This window comes from Arthrobacter sp. YAF17 (assembly GCF_052113365.1).
In the GTDB taxonomy this organism is placed as follows: Bacteria; Actinomycetota; Actinomycetes; order Actinomycetales; family Micrococcaceae; genus Arthrobacter.
The window spans coordinates 226,157-243,573 of the sequence record NZ_JBFRDB010000003.1 but is presented as its reverse complement, the minus strand read 5'-3'; the positions used below and the strand labels follow the sequence as shown (position 1 = coordinate 243,573).

General features: G+C 68.6%; 15 protein-coding genes. 3 read left to right on the top strand and 12 right to left on the bottom strand.

Features of this window, described 5'->3' with window-relative positions; translation table 11 throughout:
* Positions 1-42: 42 nt before the first annotated feature.
* The 3 genes from AB4Y67_RS05125 to AB4Y67_RS05115 all read right to left on the bottom strand — a co-directional run bounded on the left by AB4Y67_RS05125 (position 43) and on the right by AB4Y67_RS05115 (position 3,640).
* Entirely contained in the window at positions 43-1,398 is a 1,356-nt protein-coding gene (locus tag AB4Y67_RS05125) for an MFS transporter (protein WP_441404696.1), read from the bottom strand.
* Between the two features lie 190 nt (positions 1,399-1,588).
* Positions 1,589-3,043, bottom strand: coding sequence for a 4-hydroxyphenylacetate 3-monooxygenase, oxygenase component (gene hpaB, locus AB4Y67_RS05120; RefSeq protein ID WP_441404695.1), 1,455 nt, complete (start codon positions 3,041-3,043; stop codon positions 1,589-1,591).
* A 60-nt stretch (positions 3,044-3,103) separates the two neighbouring features.
* Positions 3,104-3,640: a flavin reductase family protein gene (locus AB4Y67_RS05115; protein WP_441404694.1), complete on the bottom strand. Its 537-nt coding sequence runs from the start codon at positions 3,638-3,640 to the stop codon at positions 3,104-3,106.
* 202 nt (positions 3,641-3,842) lie between these two features.
* Between AB4Y67_RS05115 and AB4Y67_RS05110 the strand changes: the two genes are divergently transcribed.
* Positions 3,843-4,559 (top strand): IclR family transcriptional regulator, encoded by a 717-nt coding sequence (locus tag AB4Y67_RS05110; RefSeq protein WP_441404693.1) that lies wholly within the window; start codon positions 3,843-3,845, stop codon positions 4,557-4,559.
* Positions 4,560-4,594: 35 nt separating this feature from the next.
* Here the strand turns inward: AB4Y67_RS05110 and AB4Y67_RS05105 are convergent, their stop codons facing one another.
* The 7 genes from AB4Y67_RS05105 to AB4Y67_RS05075 all read right to left on the bottom strand — a co-directional run bounded on the left by AB4Y67_RS05105 (position 4,595) and on the right by AB4Y67_RS05075 (position 13,532).
* Positions 4,595-5,560, bottom strand: coding sequence for a TolB family protein (locus AB4Y67_RS05105; protein WP_441404692.1), 966 nt, complete (start codon positions 5,558-5,560; stop codon positions 4,595-4,597).
* Positions 5,561-5,759: 199 nt separating this feature from the next.
* Positions 5,760-7,160, bottom strand: a complete 1,401-nt coding sequence (locus tag AB4Y67_RS05100; protein WP_441404691.1) for an MFS transporter — start codon at positions 7,158-7,160, stop codon at positions 5,760-5,762.
* A gap of 168 nt (positions 7,161-7,328) precedes the next feature.
* Entirely contained in the window at positions 7,329-10,451 is a 3,123-nt protein-coding gene (locus AB4Y67_RS05095) for an AAA family ATPase (protein ID WP_441404690.1), read from the bottom strand.
* Positions 10,448-11,626, bottom strand: a complete 1,179-nt coding sequence (locus AB4Y67_RS05090; RefSeq protein ID WP_441404689.1) for an exonuclease SbcCD subunit D — start codon at positions 11,624-11,626, stop codon at positions 10,448-10,450. The genes AB4Y67_RS05095 and AB4Y67_RS05090 overlap by 4 nt, the downstream gene beginning before the upstream one ends.
* A gap of 153 nt (positions 11,627-11,779) precedes the next feature.
* Entirely contained in the window at positions 11,780-12,727 is a 948-nt protein-coding gene (locus tag AB4Y67_RS05085; RefSeq protein WP_441404688.1) for an MIP/aquaporin family protein, read from the bottom strand.
* Between the two features lie 71 nt (positions 12,728-12,798).
* Positions 12,799-13,179, bottom strand: a complete 381-nt coding sequence (locus tag AB4Y67_RS05080; protein WP_441404687.1) for a DUF202 domain-containing protein — start codon at positions 13,177-13,179, stop codon at positions 12,799-12,801.
* On the bottom strand, positions 13,176-13,532 hold the full coding sequence (locus AB4Y67_RS05075) for a YidH family protein (protein ID WP_441404686.1): 357 nt from the start codon (positions 13,530-13,532) through the stop codon (positions 13,176-13,178). The genes AB4Y67_RS05080 and AB4Y67_RS05075 overlap by 4 nt, the downstream gene beginning before the upstream one ends.
* Positions 13,533-13,602: 70 nt before the next feature.
* Here AB4Y67_RS05075 and AB4Y67_RS05070 point away from each other — a divergent pair, with 70 nt between their 5' ends.
* Entirely contained in the window at positions 13,603-14,718 is a 1,116-nt protein-coding gene (locus AB4Y67_RS05070; protein ID WP_441404685.1) for an ADP-ribosylglycohydrolase family protein, read from the top strand.
* A gap of 32 nt (positions 14,719-14,750) precedes the next feature.
* On the opposite strand, the gene AB4Y67_RS05065 is transcribed toward AB4Y67_RS05070, so the two are convergent.
* Entirely contained in the window at positions 14,751-15,299 is a 549-nt protein-coding gene (locus AB4Y67_RS05065) for a DUF4395 domain-containing protein (protein ID WP_441404684.1), read from the bottom strand.
* Between the two features lie 110 nt (positions 15,300-15,409).
* On the bottom strand, positions 15,410-16,429 hold the full coding sequence (locus AB4Y67_RS05060; RefSeq protein ID WP_441404683.1) for an exonuclease domain-containing protein: 1,020 nt from the start codon (positions 16,427-16,429) through the stop codon (positions 15,410-15,412).
* 128 nt (positions 16,430-16,557) lie between these two features.
* On the opposite strand from AB4Y67_RS05060, the gene AB4Y67_RS05055 reads away from it, so the two are divergent.
* Positions 16,558-17,325 (top strand): VTT domain-containing protein, encoded by a 768-nt coding sequence (locus AB4Y67_RS05055; protein WP_441404711.1) that lies wholly within the window; start codon positions 16,558-16,560, stop codon positions 17,323-17,325.
* The last annotated feature ends 92 nt before the right edge of the window (positions 17,326-17,417 follow it).

The window sequence follows — 17,417 nt, the reverse complement described above, 5'->3', positions numbered from 1 at the left end:
GGCACGGACCGAGCGGTCCGTGCCCTTCTGTCTGTTTGGTGACTAGTGCTTGGCCGTGGCGGCCGGCGCGTGGTGGCTGGCGCCGAGCGCGCGGCCCTTGGTCTCCCCGGCCAGCAGGACGCCGACCGCGGAGATGACGCAGAGGATCATGATGTAGATCCCGATGGAACCGGTCCACCCGGTGCCCTGGAGCAGGGCCTCCGCGATGGTGGCAGCGAACGCGCCGCCCAGGATGGCACCGAAGGCGTAGCCGATCGAGATCCCCGAGTAGCGCACGTTCGCAGGGAACATCTCCGCGTACATCGCCGACATCGGGCCGTAGGAGAGGCCCAGGCCGATGGTCAGGACGAACAGCGCGACGCCGTAGAGGAAGATGTTCTTGGTGTCGATCAGGGCGAACATCGGAATCATCCAGGCGAAGACAATGCCATAGCCGATCAGGAAGGTTTTGACGCGGCCGATCTTGTCGGACAGCCAGCCGCCTACCAGGGTGAAGATCAGCCAGCCGAAGGACGCCAGCGTGGTGGCCAGCAGGATCTGCGGAGTCGGCATCTTCAGGGACTTGGTGGCGTAGGAGATGAAGAACGCGATCAGCAAGTAGCCGGCAGCGTTGTTGCCGATGAAGATCATCGTCGAGTAGAGGACGGCCTTCTTGTGCTTGCGGAAGAGCACTCCGAGGGGAGCCTTGCTCTCTTCCTTGCGCTCCTGCATTTCCTTGAAGACGGGGCTCTCGGCAACCGCCCGGCGGATCAGGTAGCCGACGACGATCAGCACGATGGAGAGCAGGAACGGCACACGCCAGCCCCAGGACGCGAAGTCTTCCTTGGACATGGACGTGTTGAGGAAGTACAGCAGACCGGTGGCGAGGATCATGCCGACCGGAACGCCGATCTGCGGGTACGCGCCGAACAGGCCGCGCTTGCTCTTGGGAGCGTGTTCGACTGCCATCAGGGCAGCGCCGCCCCATTCACCGCCGGCGGAGAAGCCCTGGATGATACGGAGCAGGATCAGCAGGACCGGAGCCCAGAAACCGATCTGGGCGTAGGTCGGCAGCATACCGATCAGCGCCGTGGCGGCACCCATCATGATGAGGGTGAAGACCAGCATGGCCTTGCGGCCGAGTCGGTCACCCAGGTGGCCGGCGACGACGGCGCCGAGCGGGCGGAACAGGAAGCTGATGCCGATGAGGGCAAAGGACAGGATCTGCGCCAGCCCCGGGTTGGAGGCGTTCAGGGGAGCCAGGAACAGCGGCGACAGCAGCGTTGCCGTCAGCTGGGCAAAGATGAAGAAGTCGTACCACTCGATGGTGGTACCGACCAGCGTGCCCGCGAGGACCTTGCGTTCCTCATGCTTGCTGCTGGGGCCCGCCTCAGAATCGACACTTGAAGTTGCGGTCATTGAAACTCCGTTGCTGGGGGCAGAAATCCTGCCCGGGGATGGTTGCGAAGTGAATAACTGAATGCCTCTGGATTTACTGATCGAACGGTCAGTTAGTATTCAGAATCATACTATGAAATGTGTGATAGGGCACACATGCTGGGAAAAAGCCTCGCCGCGCCAAGAATGGACGGCGAGTTTATTGCGGCTGTCAGTCGGTGCGGTTCAGGAACTCACGGACGCGGGCACGGACGGGCCCGCGGTCGTAGGCGTTCACCATTGCCCCGGCCATCCGGACCGGATCGCCGAAGAAGAAATACTCGTACAGCGACTGCCTCCCGGAGAAGCCGGAGACCGAGGCGTCGAAGGCCAGCTTGAACAGCCGGACACGCTCGGGGCCGGTCAGCGACTTGCCCTGCAGGTACATCTCGATGTCTGCCCGGGCGTCGCTGTTGACATCCGCTTCGCCGGGAAGTGCCATCAGCCCGGAGGCGGAAAACTTCCGGATGATCTGCGGAAAACGCTGGGCGACCTTGGGGTACCAGTTGCGGGCGGCGTTGAGCGTAGACCACTTCGGCAGCATGACGCCGGCCTCGTTGAGTTCCGCATCCGCCTCGGAGGCCCGAACCAGCGCCTTGCCGATTTCGACGTCGACGATCAGTTCGGCGATGTCCTCCTGGATGTGCTGGAAACCGTCGATGCCGATCGAATCGGCGAGTTCGGAGGCCAGGCCCAGGAAGAATTCGCTCTTGGCAATGGTCCGGGTGACCACCTGGTGCGTCATCAGGGCGCCCGCGCCGGTTTCGGAGTAGAAGGCGTTGCACAGCTGCGGGTTGCCGAGCATAAAGATGCGTTCGTTGGGCACAAAGACGTTGTCAAAAACGGCGACGGCGTCCATTTCCTCATAGCGGGAGGCCAGCGGCTCGTCGTGGGTGCTGCCGCCGTTGTACAGCGAGGTGCGGCACAGGTAGCGGAGGCCCGGAGTGTCGTTGGGGATGGCGAAGGCGTACGAGTAGGGGGCATCCTCGGGCGTGCCGCGGAGCACCGTGGAGGGGAAGACCAGGAGCTCGTCAGCGATCGGGGCGATGGTGGCGAGCATGCGGGCACCGGTAATGACGATGCCGTCCTCGCGCTCCTCCACAATCCGGGCCGACAGCTGGCCGCCGAGTTGTTCGGAGCCGGAAACGGACCGGTTGACCTGAGGAGGGATCAGCGTGTGCGTGGCGAGGATGTCGTTTTCCCGGGCCCACTCGTAGTAGTTGCGGATGTTCTCGCCGAACTTGGGGTCGGCCTGGGAAAACCACTTCCCGGCTGTGCTGAGGGCGGTGAGCGAGGAGTTCATGTAGTCGCCGGAGCGGCCCAGGAAGCCGTTGGAGGATTCGGCCCAAGTGGAGATGGCACGGCGCCGGCGCTCAAGGTCCTCGACGGTCTTCGGCACCAGGAAGGAGGCATTCACCAGGTCTCCGGTGGTGGGCGAGGTGTAGGTCAGCGCGTCCTGGTGCCGCGGGTCATGCTGCATGTCGAAGAGTTTGGCGTAGGAGCGCGCGACGTTGCGGAACGCGGGGTGCTCTGCGATCTTCTCGCTGACAACCTCGCCGTCGATCACCACATGGGGCGTCATGTTGTTGAGCTTGTCCAGATACTGCTGTCCGGTACGGATACCCATGGTTGTTTCTCCAGTCGTCGTTGAACTGAGCGTCAGGGTTGGCACGTCGTGTTGCGGGGGTCAGAGCAGGTCCTCCATGCCCAGCTGGCTTTCCGGAATGGTGGTGAACGCGCTGTTGGCGAAGGCCAGCGCATCACCGTTGCGGTAGTTGAAGTCGGTCACCTCGCCGACGTAGAGCGTGTGGTCGCCGCCGTCGTATGCCGCCCAGGGCCTGCATTCGAAATAGGCGAGCACCCGGGACAGCCGCGGCGCGTTTTCGCCCTCGACCCAGAGCGGCTCGGGTCCGGGCCGCCCGGCGAAGTGCAGCGCGAGCTGCCGCTGCTCGGCACCAAGGATGTTGACAGTGAAAGGCCGCCCGGCGAGCTCGTCGTGCGCCTTCGAGGCGCGGGCGATGCTCACGAGCACCAGGGGCGGATCCATGGACACCGACGTGAAGGAGTTAACGGTGATGCCGTGGCGCTTGGTGGCGCCGTCAAAGGTCACGATCGCGACGCCGGTGGCGAACCGCCCCAGGCTGCCGCGGAAGCGGTGGGCACGCGCAGCGGCAGTGCGGCCCGGAACAACCCGGACAGGCTCCGTGCGGGGCTTGGCAATCATCGTTGATCCCTGCGTCTGGTGATGGCTCTTTCACATGCACTGCAAAGGCGAATGTTCTGGGCTATGCTCTGGGACTTGTCCGGTATGTGTTCTATAATCGAACATATAGTTCCTATATAGAACGCTAGCGCACCGTGAGTCGGAGCACAAGGGCCGCCCGGTGCATCCCGGATTCGTCGCCGCCCGCACTTAGGATGGACCAATGACCCCGACCGCCGGCAGCACGCAGGCCTCCCCGTCCCAGACGCTGTCGCGCGGCATCCGCGCCCTGGAGATCCTGGCCGACGCCCCGAACCCGCTCACCATCGCCGAACTCGCCGACGCGATGGGCGTGCACCGCTCCGTCGCCTACCGGATCCTCCGCACGCTGGAGGACCACTCCCTGCTGGTGCGCGACGACGGCGGCCGGGTCCAGCCCGGACCTGGCCTTGCCGTCCTGGCCCGCGGAGTTTCCCGGAACCTGCAGACGGCGGCCCTGCCCGAACTCACCCAGCTCGCCAACGCGCTGACGATGAGCGCCTTCGTTGCCGTCTGGGACCACGAGGAGTGCGTCACCCTGGTCACCGTGGATCCGCGGCACACCGGGGCCACGGTGGTCCAGCACCCCGGCTCCCGGCATCCGATCAGCGCCGGAGCCCCCGGCATCGCGATCCAGTCGGCCATGTCGGAACAGGAATGGACCGCCGCAGCACCCGGCATCCCCTACCGGGCCGAGGCGGCCGAGGCCCGCCGCCGGGGCTATGCCGCCAGCCATGACGAGGTCATCTCCGGCGTCTCATCGCTCGCGGTCCCGATCCGGGTTCCGGGCGGACGGCCGGCCGCTCTCGCCGTCGTCTATATCCGCGCTGCCCAGGATCCGGCAGAGGTCGCCGCGTCCCTGGCCGCAGGCGCCGAGCGCATCGAGAGCCAGCTGGGCTAAGACCGGTCCAGCCCGAATGTCCGCGGGTGCAGAACTCAGCCGCTCCGCCGCGCACCCCATGACGGCAGGTTGACGTGGGTGTCACCCGCTACGACAACGCGGATCTTTCCCTTACCCTGCTCGGAGATCGTGCAGATGCGGTCTTTCCCTACGGTCGTATCGAAGCAGCCTGTTAGCAGTTGGCGCCCATCGGGCGACCAGACGGGCTTGAAGAACCGCAATTCGTCAGTCGGCGGTCGGATGACCTTAAGCCCGGTCCCGTCGGGGCGGACTGCCATGATCGCTCCGGAGTCCGGCGCCGAACCGCTTTCCGGAGCAATATTGAAGGAGATGAAGCGTCCGTCCGGCGACCAGTCGGGATGCTCCAGACCGGCCCGCGGAGCCAGGATCTGATGGAGCCTGGTGCCGTCCACGTTCACAACATAGACGGCCTCCAGCTGACCCTCCGGGCTGTCTCCCGTAATGCGGCCGAACGCAATCCTTGTTCCGTCCGGCGAGAAGACAGGTTCCACATCTATGAAGCCCTGCGTGAGTTCATGCGGGTCGGTACCGTCCGAACGCATGACCCAGATGGAAACAGCGAACGGATCCTGCCCGGCCGCAAACGCGTCGTAGGTGATCAGGCGTCCGTCCGGCGACCACTTGGGGCCTTCCTGAACCCCCGGAGCGGACGTCAAGGAGCGGCGCCCCTTGCCGTTGGGCGACATGGTGGCAATGTGGACCCCGGTGTCACTGACGAAGTCGAACGCGATCCGGCGTCCGTCCGGAGACCAGTCCGAGAAGCCCGTCTCGTCCCGGGTGAGCTGCTGCTGATGCGAGCCATCGGCGCGCGCCACCCACAGGCTCTTCGCATCGCCTCCCAGCTGGGGATTGGCCCGGCCGAAGGCTATGGGCCCGTTGCCCGGCGTACCGTGTGGTTCCGTGGATGCTCCGGCCGGCATGGCGCCGGCCAGGCAGAACAATGCAGCAACCGCCGCGATAAGTCCGGGCTTTTTGGGCATGCCGACCTCCTTGGAACGCGTGCCACCTGAGCGGCACGCCAGGCCGTCCTCCGACGGAATACCTCGTGGCGACCGTTCCCGTACGTCCCGGATTCCTCAATGTCCTCCGAAGCCCCACCGCCGTCAATGGTCCCCGGGGGCGGTGCCCCAACGGGCTGGGCGGCGGCCCCGCATGCCGTGGCCGCCACGGCCGTCACCGTCAACTGGTGGGGGCGGGGGCTTTCTTCCGCCGGAGCACGACGGCGGCTGCCGCACCAAGCAGGAACAGCGCCGCGGCGGCGCACACCGGGACCACGAAGGCCGTGGAGTAGCCCTGGTGCTGCGCCAGCTGCCCCGCGATGGACGAGCCGATCGCGGTGCCGGCGACAATGCCGCTGGCCAGCGCGGTCATAACCGTGCCGAGTTTGCCCGCAGGGGCCACCTGACCGCCGATCGCGAAGACCGTGACCATCAGCGGGCCCACCGGCAGGCCCAGGACAAGGAGCACGAGGATCATGGGAAGCGCCGTCGAGGGCAACAACAGCAGAAGTGCGAGGCCTGCCATGAGCGCGGCGCAGGCCAGCCAGCGGGCGTTCACCGTGAACCGCTGGGGCCAGTACGCCACCGACAAGGCCGCCGCCGCGGAGCTCAGCCCCATCACCGCATAGAGCAGGCCCGCCAGCTCGGACGTGGCAAAGCTGGCGGAGAAGGAACTCAGCGCCGTCTGCGTGGAGCCGAAGAAAGTGCCCATACAGACCATGGCCAGCACCGGGAGCCCGACGGCTGCGAAGGCACCTGCCCGCTGCCCGGCCGTCAGGTTTGCCCGGAGCTGTTTCCGGTGAGCCTCTCCGGCCGCTGTCCGCGCCGGTGTCCGGACCACCGCCTGGTGCGTGGAGTGCACCGCGAAGGCCGGGACGAGCGTGATGGTCAGGGCCGCTGCGAGGGCGAGCGGCAGCCACGGTGCGATGAGGCTCGCGAGGATGCCCACCAGGGCCGGTCCCAGGACAAAGGTCAGCTCGTCGGCGGTGCTTTCGTAGGACAGCGCCGTGTCGAGGTCTGCCGGGTTGGCGTCGCGTCCGCCGCGGGAGGTCAATGCCATCCAGCGGACCCGGGCCAGGGAGCCGACCTGCGGGCAGCTCGCACCGGCCACGAAGGCGGCGGCCAGGACCGGGACGGCGGCGGCCAGCTCATCTCCGCCGGGGACCAGGTAGGCGGCGAGGATCAGGGCAATGACGGCCACAGTGTTGAAGACGGCGGCGAACAGCAGCACCGGGCGTTGGCCCAGCCGGTCCGCCAGCGCGCCGAAGACCGGGGCGCCGAGCGCGGAGCCGATGCCAACAGCTCCGGCCACCACCCCGCCGACGGCGTAGGAGCCGGTGACGGCGGTGGCCAGGGTCAGCGCCCCGACGGTGAGCATGGCGAGCGGAAGCCGGGCGAAGAGCCCGATCGGGATGAAGGTTTTCCCCGCAAGCAGGGGCAAACGGGAGAACCGCCCGCCAGTGCGCTGTGCCGGCTGTGTTGCGGCGGTGGGTTCCGGCGGGGAGACCGGCCCACGGGCAGCGGTGTCAGGAAAATCCGGCGCGGAAGAAACGGGCGCCTGGGAAGTCGTTGAGAGAGCCATGATTCCGGGTTCGTTCAATGGTGCGCATCGTCCCTCCTCCCGATGCGCGCGACCCGGTAACGCTCCAATTATAGCCGCAACTGCGGCCTTAAGGGCAGCCTGGAACTCTGCAGGCCCGGCACCCCTGCCTCCCCGGAAACCGAGGGCGGCCGGGCCTGCAGACGCGTGTCAGCCCCGGGCGTCGTCGGAGATGTGCAGCACAGACCCGTTGCGTCCCTTGACCACCTGCAGCTGGGTGCTGATGCGCTGTTTCATTTCCCCCACGTGGCTCACCAGACCGACCACACGCCCGCCGTCCCGGAGCCCCTCGAGGGCATCCATGACCTGCTCGAGGGCCTGTTCGTCGAGGCTGCCGAAGCCCTCATCCACAAACAGCGTCTCGATGTCGACGCCGCCGGATTCCTGCTGCACCACGTCCGCCAGTCCGAGGGCCAGGGCCAGCGAGGCCATGAAGGACTCACCGCCGGACAGGGTGGCAGTGTCGCGCCGCTGACCGGTCCACTGGTCCACCACTTCCAGGCCGAGGCCGGACTTCTGCCCGCGGACCGCCTTGGCGTCGGTGTGCTGCAGCGTGTAGCGTCCATCGCTCATGCCGATCAGCCGTTCCGAGGCCGCGACAGCCACCTGTTCGAGCCGGGCGGCGAGCACGTAGCTGTTCAGGCTCATCCGGTAGTTGTTGTCTCCCCCGCCCCGGGCCGCGTCGGCGACGGCGGCCAGCAGCTGCGCCCGTTCGCGCGGCTCCCGTCCGTCCGCCGCGAGCTGCTTATAGTTCACGGCGATCGTGCCCAGGGTCCGCAGGGACTTTTCCGCGAGGCCGGCCGCGAGTTCGGCGTCCCGGGCGGAGCGTTCGGCCGCGGCCGCGTCTGCACGGAGCTGTTCCACCAGCTCCCCGGCGACGGGGCCGCCTTCCGTTGACAGCTCGTGCAGTGCCAGGACGAGTTCCTCGCTGGCGAAAAGTTCCTCGATCCGGGCCGTTTCGTTCTGGCCGGCGCGAATGGCGGCTTCCAGGGCCGCGGAATCGGCTGCCGGGAGCAGGACGGCCCGCGCCGCCTCCGCGGAGTCGAAACCAGTGCCAGGGAGCGCCAGCTCCAGTTGCTGCCGGGCCTCCGCCGAGCGGGCTACGGCCTGTTCCAACCGGGTCCGTGCCGCGTCGGCGTGTTCAAGCACGGACGCGGTGCCGTCCAGCGCCGTGATCCGGTCCGCCAGAACGGGGTGGCAAGCCCGAAGATTGTCGAGGGCCAGTTCGAGCGAATCGGCCTGCTCCAGGACTTCAGTGAGGGTGGATTCGGTCTGGGCGATGCTTGATGCCGTGGCCGCCTGGGCCGCCTCCGCGCCGGCGATTTCTTCGCCCAGTTCGGAGTACCGCGCGCGGTTGACGTCGAGGTCAGCCGCCGCACGGCGTGCTTCGGCGGCGCGTTCCCCCGCCAGTTCGGCGTCCAGGCTGGCGTCCTCCGGCGCGGTGTCCCCGCCCTGTGCCGCCAGAACGGCAACCTCCTGCAGCGCCTCGGCGAGTTCACGTTCGAGCGCCGCGAGGGCGGACTCCGCCGCCTCACAGGCGTGCTGCGCGGATTGTTCGGCCTCGGCCACGTCCAGGGCGGACGCCGCGGCCGGGGCGGGGACCGGATGCTCGGGGCTGCCGCAGACCGGACAGGGGACGCCCGCCTGCAGCTGGGCAGCGAGCTCGGCCGAGGCGTTGGCCAGCCGTTCCTCGCGGAGATCGAGCCAGCGCTGGCGCCGGTCCTGGTAGTCCGACCGGGCGCCGGCATGGTGTTCCGCAATGGCTGTGCGGGCCTGCTCGGCAGCAGCGTAACGCCGCACCAGGACCAGCAGTTCCTCGGCCGCGGCGGCCTCCTTCGTCCGAAGCTGGACTTCCGCGGCGAGTTCTTCGAGCGGACGCAGTGCGGCGAGCAGTGCATTTGATTCATTGCGCAGGGCGACCAGGGCCGCGGCCCCGGACGCCCGCCCGTCGTCCAGCTGCGCCAGGCCCAGGCGAAGCTGGGTGCTGCGGCTCCGGAGGCCGGCGAGCCTGGCCTCATCAGGCAGCCGTTCGGCCAGCACCGCGCGCAGTGAGCGAAGTCCCGCCAGCGCGGACCGCAAGGCTTCGCCCTCCAGGCCGGGGCCGTCCAGGGCGGTGCTCTCCGCAACACCGCCGCCGCCCGGGAAGTCAGCGGGCCCCAGGTCCGGCCCGCCACCCGCGGACGTGTTCCGCAGAGCTGCAAGTTCGGGATCGGTGAGGGCGGCGGTGCGCACATTTTCTGCGGCCGCGGCCATGGCGGCCGCCGCCAGGTCCTCCGCCGTCCCGGCGCTGTCCACGGCCTGCAGTTGCCCGCCGAGGACTTCCGCCTTTCGGTGCAGGCCCAGCTGAGCGCTCTTGGCGGCAATGGCGGGGGCGGCAGCCTCAGCCTCGGAGCGCCGGCGTTCGGCTCCGGCCAGCTTGGCCTGGCGGGCGGCGCGCGCTGCTGCGGCGTCCCTGACGGACAAGAGGCCGGCACGCAGCCCATCGGCGTCGAGCGCTGCCGCGCGACGCTGCTCCGCAGCCGTGGCGGCGTTGGTCTCCAGCCAGGCCAGGAAAGAGTCAGGGTCAGACTGGTCCGGGGCATCCGCCGGGTCGAACTCCAGCGCGGCAGTTTCGGCTTCCGCCTGGGCGAGCAGGAGCTCAAGCTGGCCGTTGAGGCTGGCGACCTCGGTGCGGGCAGCCTGCGCTTTCCGGCCAAGTTCCTGTTCCACGGCCTCGAAACGCTGGGTGCCGAAGAGGCTCTGCAGCAGGTCGAGGCGGTCGCTGGCCTTGGAACGCAGGAAGGCGGCGAAATCGCCCTGCGGCAGCATCACGACGCGGGTGAATTGCTCCCGGTTCATCCCGAGGACATCGGTAATCTCGGCGCCGGCCTCGTCGTTGCGGCCGGACTTCTCGATCCATTCGCCGTCGACGCGTTCCCGCAGCAGGGTGTTGGCCTGCTGCACGGTGAAGCCGTTCTTCCCGCGGGCGCTGGGCTTGTCCCAGGCGGGAGAGCGGGAGACTTCGAAGTGCCGCCCGCGCGCCGAGAACTCGCACGTGACCCGCGGCTCCGCCGCGGGCTCGGCGTGGTCGCTGCGCAGCCGCTTTCCGTCCTGCCGCGCCCCGGGCACCGACCCGTAAAGCGCGAAGCAGATGGCATCCAGGACACTGGTTTTGCCGGCGCCCGTGGGACCGTTGAGAAGGAACAGCCCGTGGGCGCTCAGCCGGTCGAAATCGATGTGTTCGGTGCCGGCGAAGGGCCCGAAGGCGGAGATCTCGAGGCGATGGATTCTCACAGTGAGACTCCTTCCAGCCGCACGGCTTCCAGGGCTTCGGCAAGGACGGCTGCCTCGCGGTCGTCTGCTGCCCGGCCGCGGACGTGCTCCAGGAAGCCGCAGCAGATGGACAGGTCATCCTCGGCCTCGGCGAGCCGGCTGCTGTAGCTGGTCTTCGGCGCGGTCCCGGCACCTTCCGGATCAAAACCCAGCACCAGGGTGTCGGGGAACCGCGCGCGCAGCCGTTCCATGGCCTGGGCCGGACGCTGCGCGTCGGTCAGGGTGATCTGGCAATAGGCGGGTTCAGCCCAGGCATGGTCCTCGGCGGAAAGCAGCTCCTCGAGTTTGCCGCGCAGCACGGCCAGAGTCCGGGGCGCTTCCCACAGCACTTCACGGGCAGCGCCGACGCCGTCAGCGTCGACATCCACCAGCCAGCTGCCCTTTTTGTGCTGCGCCTCGGAGAACGAGTACGCGAGCGGCGAACCGGAGTAGCGGACGGACGGCGAGAGCTCCTGCCGGCCGTGCAGGTGGCCCAGCGCCGTGTAGCCGAAGCCGTCGAAGAGATCCAACGGGACAGCGCCGACGCCGCCGATGCTGAGGTCCCGTTCGCTGTCCGAGCTGATCCCGCCGCTGGCAAAGGTGTGGGCAAGGACCACGGAATGGACGGTCCGGGATGCGGAACGGAGGCTCAGGTCCTCCCGGATCCGCGCGGTCGCCGCCCGGGTTACCTCGAAGTGGCTGGCGGTTTCGACCCCCAGCTGCTCGGCTACGAGCCGTGGTTCCAGCCAGGGAATGCCGTAGATGGCAAGCACCGGCCCGGCGTCCGGGCGGGCGGCGTCGAGCGGGAGCAGGACGGGCTGGTCCAGCTCGGCGAGCCTAGTGCGCAGGTGCACTCCCCCGCGCTCCAGCAGCCGGGAGGCAAAGCCGAGCCGGATGGCCGAGTCGTGGTTGCCGCTGGTGAGCACCACCTGGGCGCCGGCGCCGGTCAGGCCCACCAGCGCGTCGTCCAGCAGCCGGACGACGTCGACACCCGGCAGGGCGCGGTCGTAGACGTCGCCGGCGATCAGGACGACGTCGACTGCCTCGTCCCGCACGAAGGAGACGAGCTGGTCGATGAAGGCGCGCTGGGCGTCGAGCATCCCGACGCCGTGGAACGACCGGCCCAAATGCCAGTCCGAGGTGTGCAATAACCGCATGCTCCTACGGTATCGGCTGCCACCGACAGGATTGCGCCACCGCTCCGGAACGGCAAACGCGGGGTCACTCCGAGCCCATCCAGAAGCCTCGTCGGGCGGGATGGGCCGGGGGTGACCCCGCGTTGGATGTGCGGACTCGATGCCGGGTGCGGGTTACTGCCCGCGCTTGTCGAAGAAATCGCGGGCCTCGTCCCCGCCCGCCTGGCGTTCGGCAGGTGCCGGCGTCGCTGCGGCCGGCGTTCCGGCGTCGGACTCCGGCTCTTCGCCGGGCCCGGCCAACAAGGCTTCCTCCCCGTCCGCCTCTTCGCCCGCCGCAGCGGCCGGCACTGCCGCGGCCGGCACCGCCGCGGCCGGGGCGACGTGCGCGAAGCCGCGGTACACCAGCCCGGCGAGGGCCGCGCCCACCAGCGGGGCCAGCCAGAAGAGCCACAGCTGCCCGAGGACGTCCGGGCTGCTGAACAGCGCGGACGCCGTGGCGCGCGCGGGATTGAAGGGGATGTTGCCGGGCGCCTGGCCGAACTGCAGCAGGACGGCCATGGTCAGGCCGACGGCGAAGGGCGCCGCCAGCCGCGACGGGTTCCGCGCCGAGGTGGCGCTCAGGAATACCGCCACCAGCAGGGCTGCGCCCAGCACCTCCAGGAGCAGCACGCCGGCCAGGGGCACCTGGATGACGGAATTCTCGCCGAACCCGGCGGAAACCGTGTCGAAGGCCGCCCTGGTGTCGGCGATGTTGGGGACGGTGCGCAGGATACCGAAGAGCGCCACGGCGCCAAGCAGTGCGCCCACCAGCTGCGCGCCCACGTACGCTCCGGCGTCAGCAAGCCGGATCCGGCCCGCAATGGCGTGTCCCGCCGTCACCGCGGGATTGAAGTGGCCGCCGGAGATGTACCCGAACGCCAGCATCGCGGCAGTGACCGCCAGGCCTGCCGCGAGGGAGGCGGAGAGCGGGTTCGACTGCGGAATCGTGAACAACGGAACGCCCAGGCCGGCGACCACCACGAAGAACGTCCCGAGGGCCTCGGCGGAAAGCCGGCCCGGCAGCCCGGTACGCGGCGAATCATCAGTGGCGGCAGGCACGTGGGCTGTCGCGGGCGTAGTCATTTCAGGAATTCCTTTGTTTGGGGTCAGCGAGCAGTCTGCCAGCGGAGTCTGGACGTTCGCTGGACCCCGGCTTAGCGGCCCAGCGCAATCGCGGCGACGGCGGCGGCGCCCAGCACAATGACGCCGGCGGCGGCCCAGCGTATCAGGGAGGCCGGCGGCGCGTGGGAGGAGTGCCGGAGTTGCCGCACCCGGACCAGCACACAGAGGCACAGCACCACGGTGGCGACCATCGCTGCCAGGGCACAAACCCCGAGAAAGTCAGTGGTTGCGGCCCCTGCCCACCTGATGTAGTTGGAGGCCGGGTCCGGGGCGGGGACGGGCTGCGACGCCGCGACCGCCCAGCTGCGCCAAATCAGCAGGTCCGCGGCGAGGATGGCCAGCAGCGTCCGGCCCCAGGACAGCTCGGTCCGCTCCGGCTGCAATCCGGGGTCCCGCACGGCGGCGGCGCTCACCGGGCCACCACGAGCAGCACGGCCAGCACAAACGCGGCCGCCGCCACCCCTACCGTCATCACGAGCATCACACCGGAAAACGGCAGCTCACGGTTGTTGCGCATGGCTTCTTCCATCTGCCCCCAGCGGCGGTAGGCCAGGACGGCGAGGACGGCACCGATGAACGCCAAAGCAACGCACATGGCGATCCGCAGCGGGGCGGGGGCAATCTCCGGGAACAGCTGATCGATGCCCAGGGCCCCCACAATCAGGGCCAGCGAAGTCCGGATCCAGGCCAGGAACGTCGTTTCGTTGGCGAGCGAGAACCGGTAGTCGGGGGTGGATCCGGTCTTCCGCCATGCTGGTTCGCGCATTCGTCGCCTGCTGTCCGCTGTTGACTTGTGGCACCGGCTCCGACTGGGGGCCGGGGTAAAATTCTAAGTCATGAGCAATGAGCCCGTCATCACCCCCGCACTGCCGTCAACACCGTCCCGCGAATCCCGGATCCACGGGTGCCTGCTGGGCGGCGCCCTCGGTGATTCGCTGGGGTACGCCGTCGAATTCGACGACATCTCCACGATCCGTTCGACGTACGGCCCGGACGGGCTGCAGGACTTTTCAGCGCTCGACGGCGGCAGCCACTTCTCCGACGACACGCAACTCACGCTCTACACCGTTGACGGGCTGCTCGAGGCGCTCGAATGGGCCAATTCGGGCGTGGCCGCGGACACCAACGCGTGCCTGTGGCTCGCGTACCTGCGCTGGCTCGCCACCCAGGGTGTGCCGGTGCCGGACGCGGCACCGTTCCAGCCGCCCCGCTGGATCGATTCCCACGGCGTCCTGAAGCACCGCCGCGCTCCGGGAAACGCCTGCCTGAGCGGACTGGCCACCGGCGAGATGGGAACGTTCTACCGACCCGTCAATCCGGACTCCAAGGGCTGCGGCACCGTCATGCGTTCCGCCCCCTTCGGCCTGGTCCCCTACATCCCGGCCGAAGCCGTCTACAAGCTCAGCGCCGATGCGGCATCGCTCACCCACGGGCATCCCGCGGCGCGGCAGAGCTCCGGCGTCTTCAGCCTCCTCATCCATGCCCTGTCCGCCGGCCGCGGACTGCGTGAAGCTGCGGAATTCGCGCTCGGAGAACTCGGCGCGGGGCACCAGCGCAAAGGTGAAGAGCCCGACGCCGATCTTGTCGCCCGGCTCGAGACAGCCCTCCGGCTGGGCGCCGCCGGCGCAGTGCTCGACCCCGAGGAACTGGTCCGGGAACTCGGTGAGGGATGGGTAGCGGAGGAGGCCCTCGCCGTCGCACTCTACGCGGTGCTGGCTACGGCACCGGATCCGACGGCGGCTGCCGGCCACCCGGAGGCCCACTTCCGTGCGGCCATCGCCGTCGCCGTGAACCACAGCGGCGACAGTGACTCCACCGCGTCGATTGCGGGCAACATCCTGGGCACGTTCTACGGCGAGGACTGCCTGCCGGCGGAGTGGCTCGACGTTCTCGAGGCCCCGGAGCTCATCCGGGGCATGGCCTCACAGCTGGCGGCGGTCACCGGCCCCTAAGCCCGCGCCCAAGTGCCGGACGCCCCGGACACCTAGGCGCTGCGGAGGGTGATGTTGTTGCAGGCCTCGCACACGTCCTCGGGGATCAGGCCGCGGCGCTGGAGGAAACCGAAGATGGCGCAGCCCAGGCAGAAGCCGGCGAACGCTTCGAGGGACGCGGCAACAATGAGGACCGCGAGCAGGATCCAGGCGGCCAGCGCCAGCCCCACGGCCAGCAGGACGGCGGCGGCGGTGGACATCGCGGCACCGATGCCCTGCGCGAACCGCTTCGGCGGGCCCGGCACGAGCCGGGTCTTACCCAGCCGCGGCGTCAGGACCTTGACGGACAGCTGGGCGAGCGGCGAGATCCGCGGGCCGAACAGGACGCGCAGCCAGAACCCGGCGGCAATGACGCCAAGTCCCCAGCCGAAGCCGGTCAGCAGCGTCACCACGGACAGGATCACCACGAGTCCGGCCGTGATGCGGGCGGCATACTCATTCACCGGGTTCGGAAACGCGAAGACCGCCCGCCAGTCGATTCCGCTCTTCCGGGCGGTTGCGGGCGCCGGACTCCCGGAGGGCGCCGAGGTGGGTTTGCTCATCGTCCAAAGCTAGGAGCGGGCCCGCCCGGGCGGAATGTTTGTTGCGCCGTATGACCCCTGGCGCGCCCGGCTCCCGACGTGCTGTGCGCCTCACATGCCCGAACGGGCGTTCAGGCGATCGCGGCCGAAGCAACGTGACCGCCCACCATCTGCAGGAATTCGCCTTCGGACAGGACCTCGATCCGCCGGCCCCGCTCGTGCAGCTCCAGTACGCGCCGGGCCTTGCCGGTGAGGCGGCCGGAGCGCAGGTCGGCGGCCACAAAGCCGTCTCCCACCACCAGGACCGTGGTGCGGGCCGTGACCCGGCTTTCCGGACTGGCGCCGAACTCGGCGGAACGGATCTTGGCCTCGGGCCGCGGTATGGCGAGTTCACCGGTGAACACGACGGTCTGGCCGAACAGGGGGTGTCCGGGATCGGCGAAGGCGTTGGGCAGCGGGTTGGCGCCCTCCTCGGGCCAGCCCGGCCGGTAGTCCCGGACAGGGACGGCCGCGCCAGCTCCGCCGGCGAGTGCCTCCACTGCTGACTGGCTGGCCTTGGAGAGCGGGTCGCGCCGCGGGTCGAACGCCGGCTGGCGGGACACCGTCAGGCCCAGGGACAGGTAGAGCTCGGCGATGCTGCCCGCGCCGTTGCGCGCGGCAATGTCAATCAGGATCCCGGCACACGCCCGAGCGTCCTCGGCGGCGTCGTGGTGGTTGACCAGCGGGACACCGGCTTCCTCGGCAGCATACGGCAGGGAATTGGACACCAGTGAGTAGCAGCGGCGTGCCAGCATCACGGTACAGACGTAGTCGTAGGCCGGGCCGGCGAGGCCGGAGACCTCGAGGCCGGAGCGGATCACTCCGAGATCGAAGGCGGCATTGTGGGCGGCCAGGATGTCGCCGCCGATGAAGGCGCCGATCTCCGGGAACAGCTCGCCGAAGCGCGGCAGCCCGGTCACCTGTTCGGGCCGGATGCCGTGGATCCGGACGTTGTGGTGGTCGAAGCGGTCGTGGTTTTCCGGCGGCCGCATCAGCCAGGACGCCTCCTCGACGACGACTCCGCCGCGGACTTTGCTGAGGCCAACAGCGCAGGGTGAACCCCGGAAGCCGTTCGCCGTCTCAAAGTCGATCGCCGTAAAGTCCAAACCCACGCCCCAAACTTTACCGCCCGAATCCGGGCCGGCCCGCACCGGGCTGCCGCCTGTCGCGCGCCGTGGGCCCGGGAAGGAAGGCTGGCGCGCCGGCCGTCAAGTACCCTTAACAAGTGAACCTTCTAGCTTTGAATGACTTTGCCGTGTCCACGATCGGCGGTGCAGGACCGGTCCAGCCGCAGCTGGCCTCCTTCCTGCCCGACTGGCTGAACCCCCAGATCTTCCTGGCCGACCCCGCCCTCGCACCGTGGGTGGTGCTGCTGGTCTGCGGCATCATCTTCGCGGAAACCGGCCTGCTGGTCGGCTTCTTCCTGCCGGGCGACTCACTGCTGTTCACGGCCGGGCTGCTGGTTGCCACCGGGACCATCAAGGTCAACATCTGGGCCTTCATTGCGCTGATCATCGCCGCGGCGATCATCGGGAACCAGGTCGGCTACCTGATCGGGTCCAAGGCCGGCCCGGCCATCTTCAACAAGCCCAATTCCAGGCTCTTCAAGCGCGAAAACGTCGAAAGCGCCCACGCCTTCTTCGAGAAGCACGGCGGCAAGGCCCTCATCCTGGCCCGTTTCGTGCCGATCATCCGGACCTTTGTCCCGGTGATTGTGGGCGTCGCCCAGATGGACAAGCGCAAATTCTTCCTGTTCAACGTCATCGGCGCCGTGCTGTGGGGCGGCGGCGTGACCCTGCTGGGCTACCTGCTGGGCGACACGTTCCCGTGGGTCCGCGACAACCTGGATATCATCTTCATCATCATCGTCCTGGTCTCGGTGATCCCGATCGGCATTGAGGTCGCCCGCGGCTTCATCGCCAAGCGCCAGGCCGAAAAGTACGGCACCGACGTCGTCGAGGAGTTCATCGAGGAGCACGAGCCCGAAGAGGAACGCAAGACGCCGTAGCTCCCGTTCCGGGCGGCAGTCCGGACAGCAGCCCGGACGGACAAGCCAAAGGAAGGCGCCCCACGTCGTGGGGCGCCTTCCTTTGTTAACTG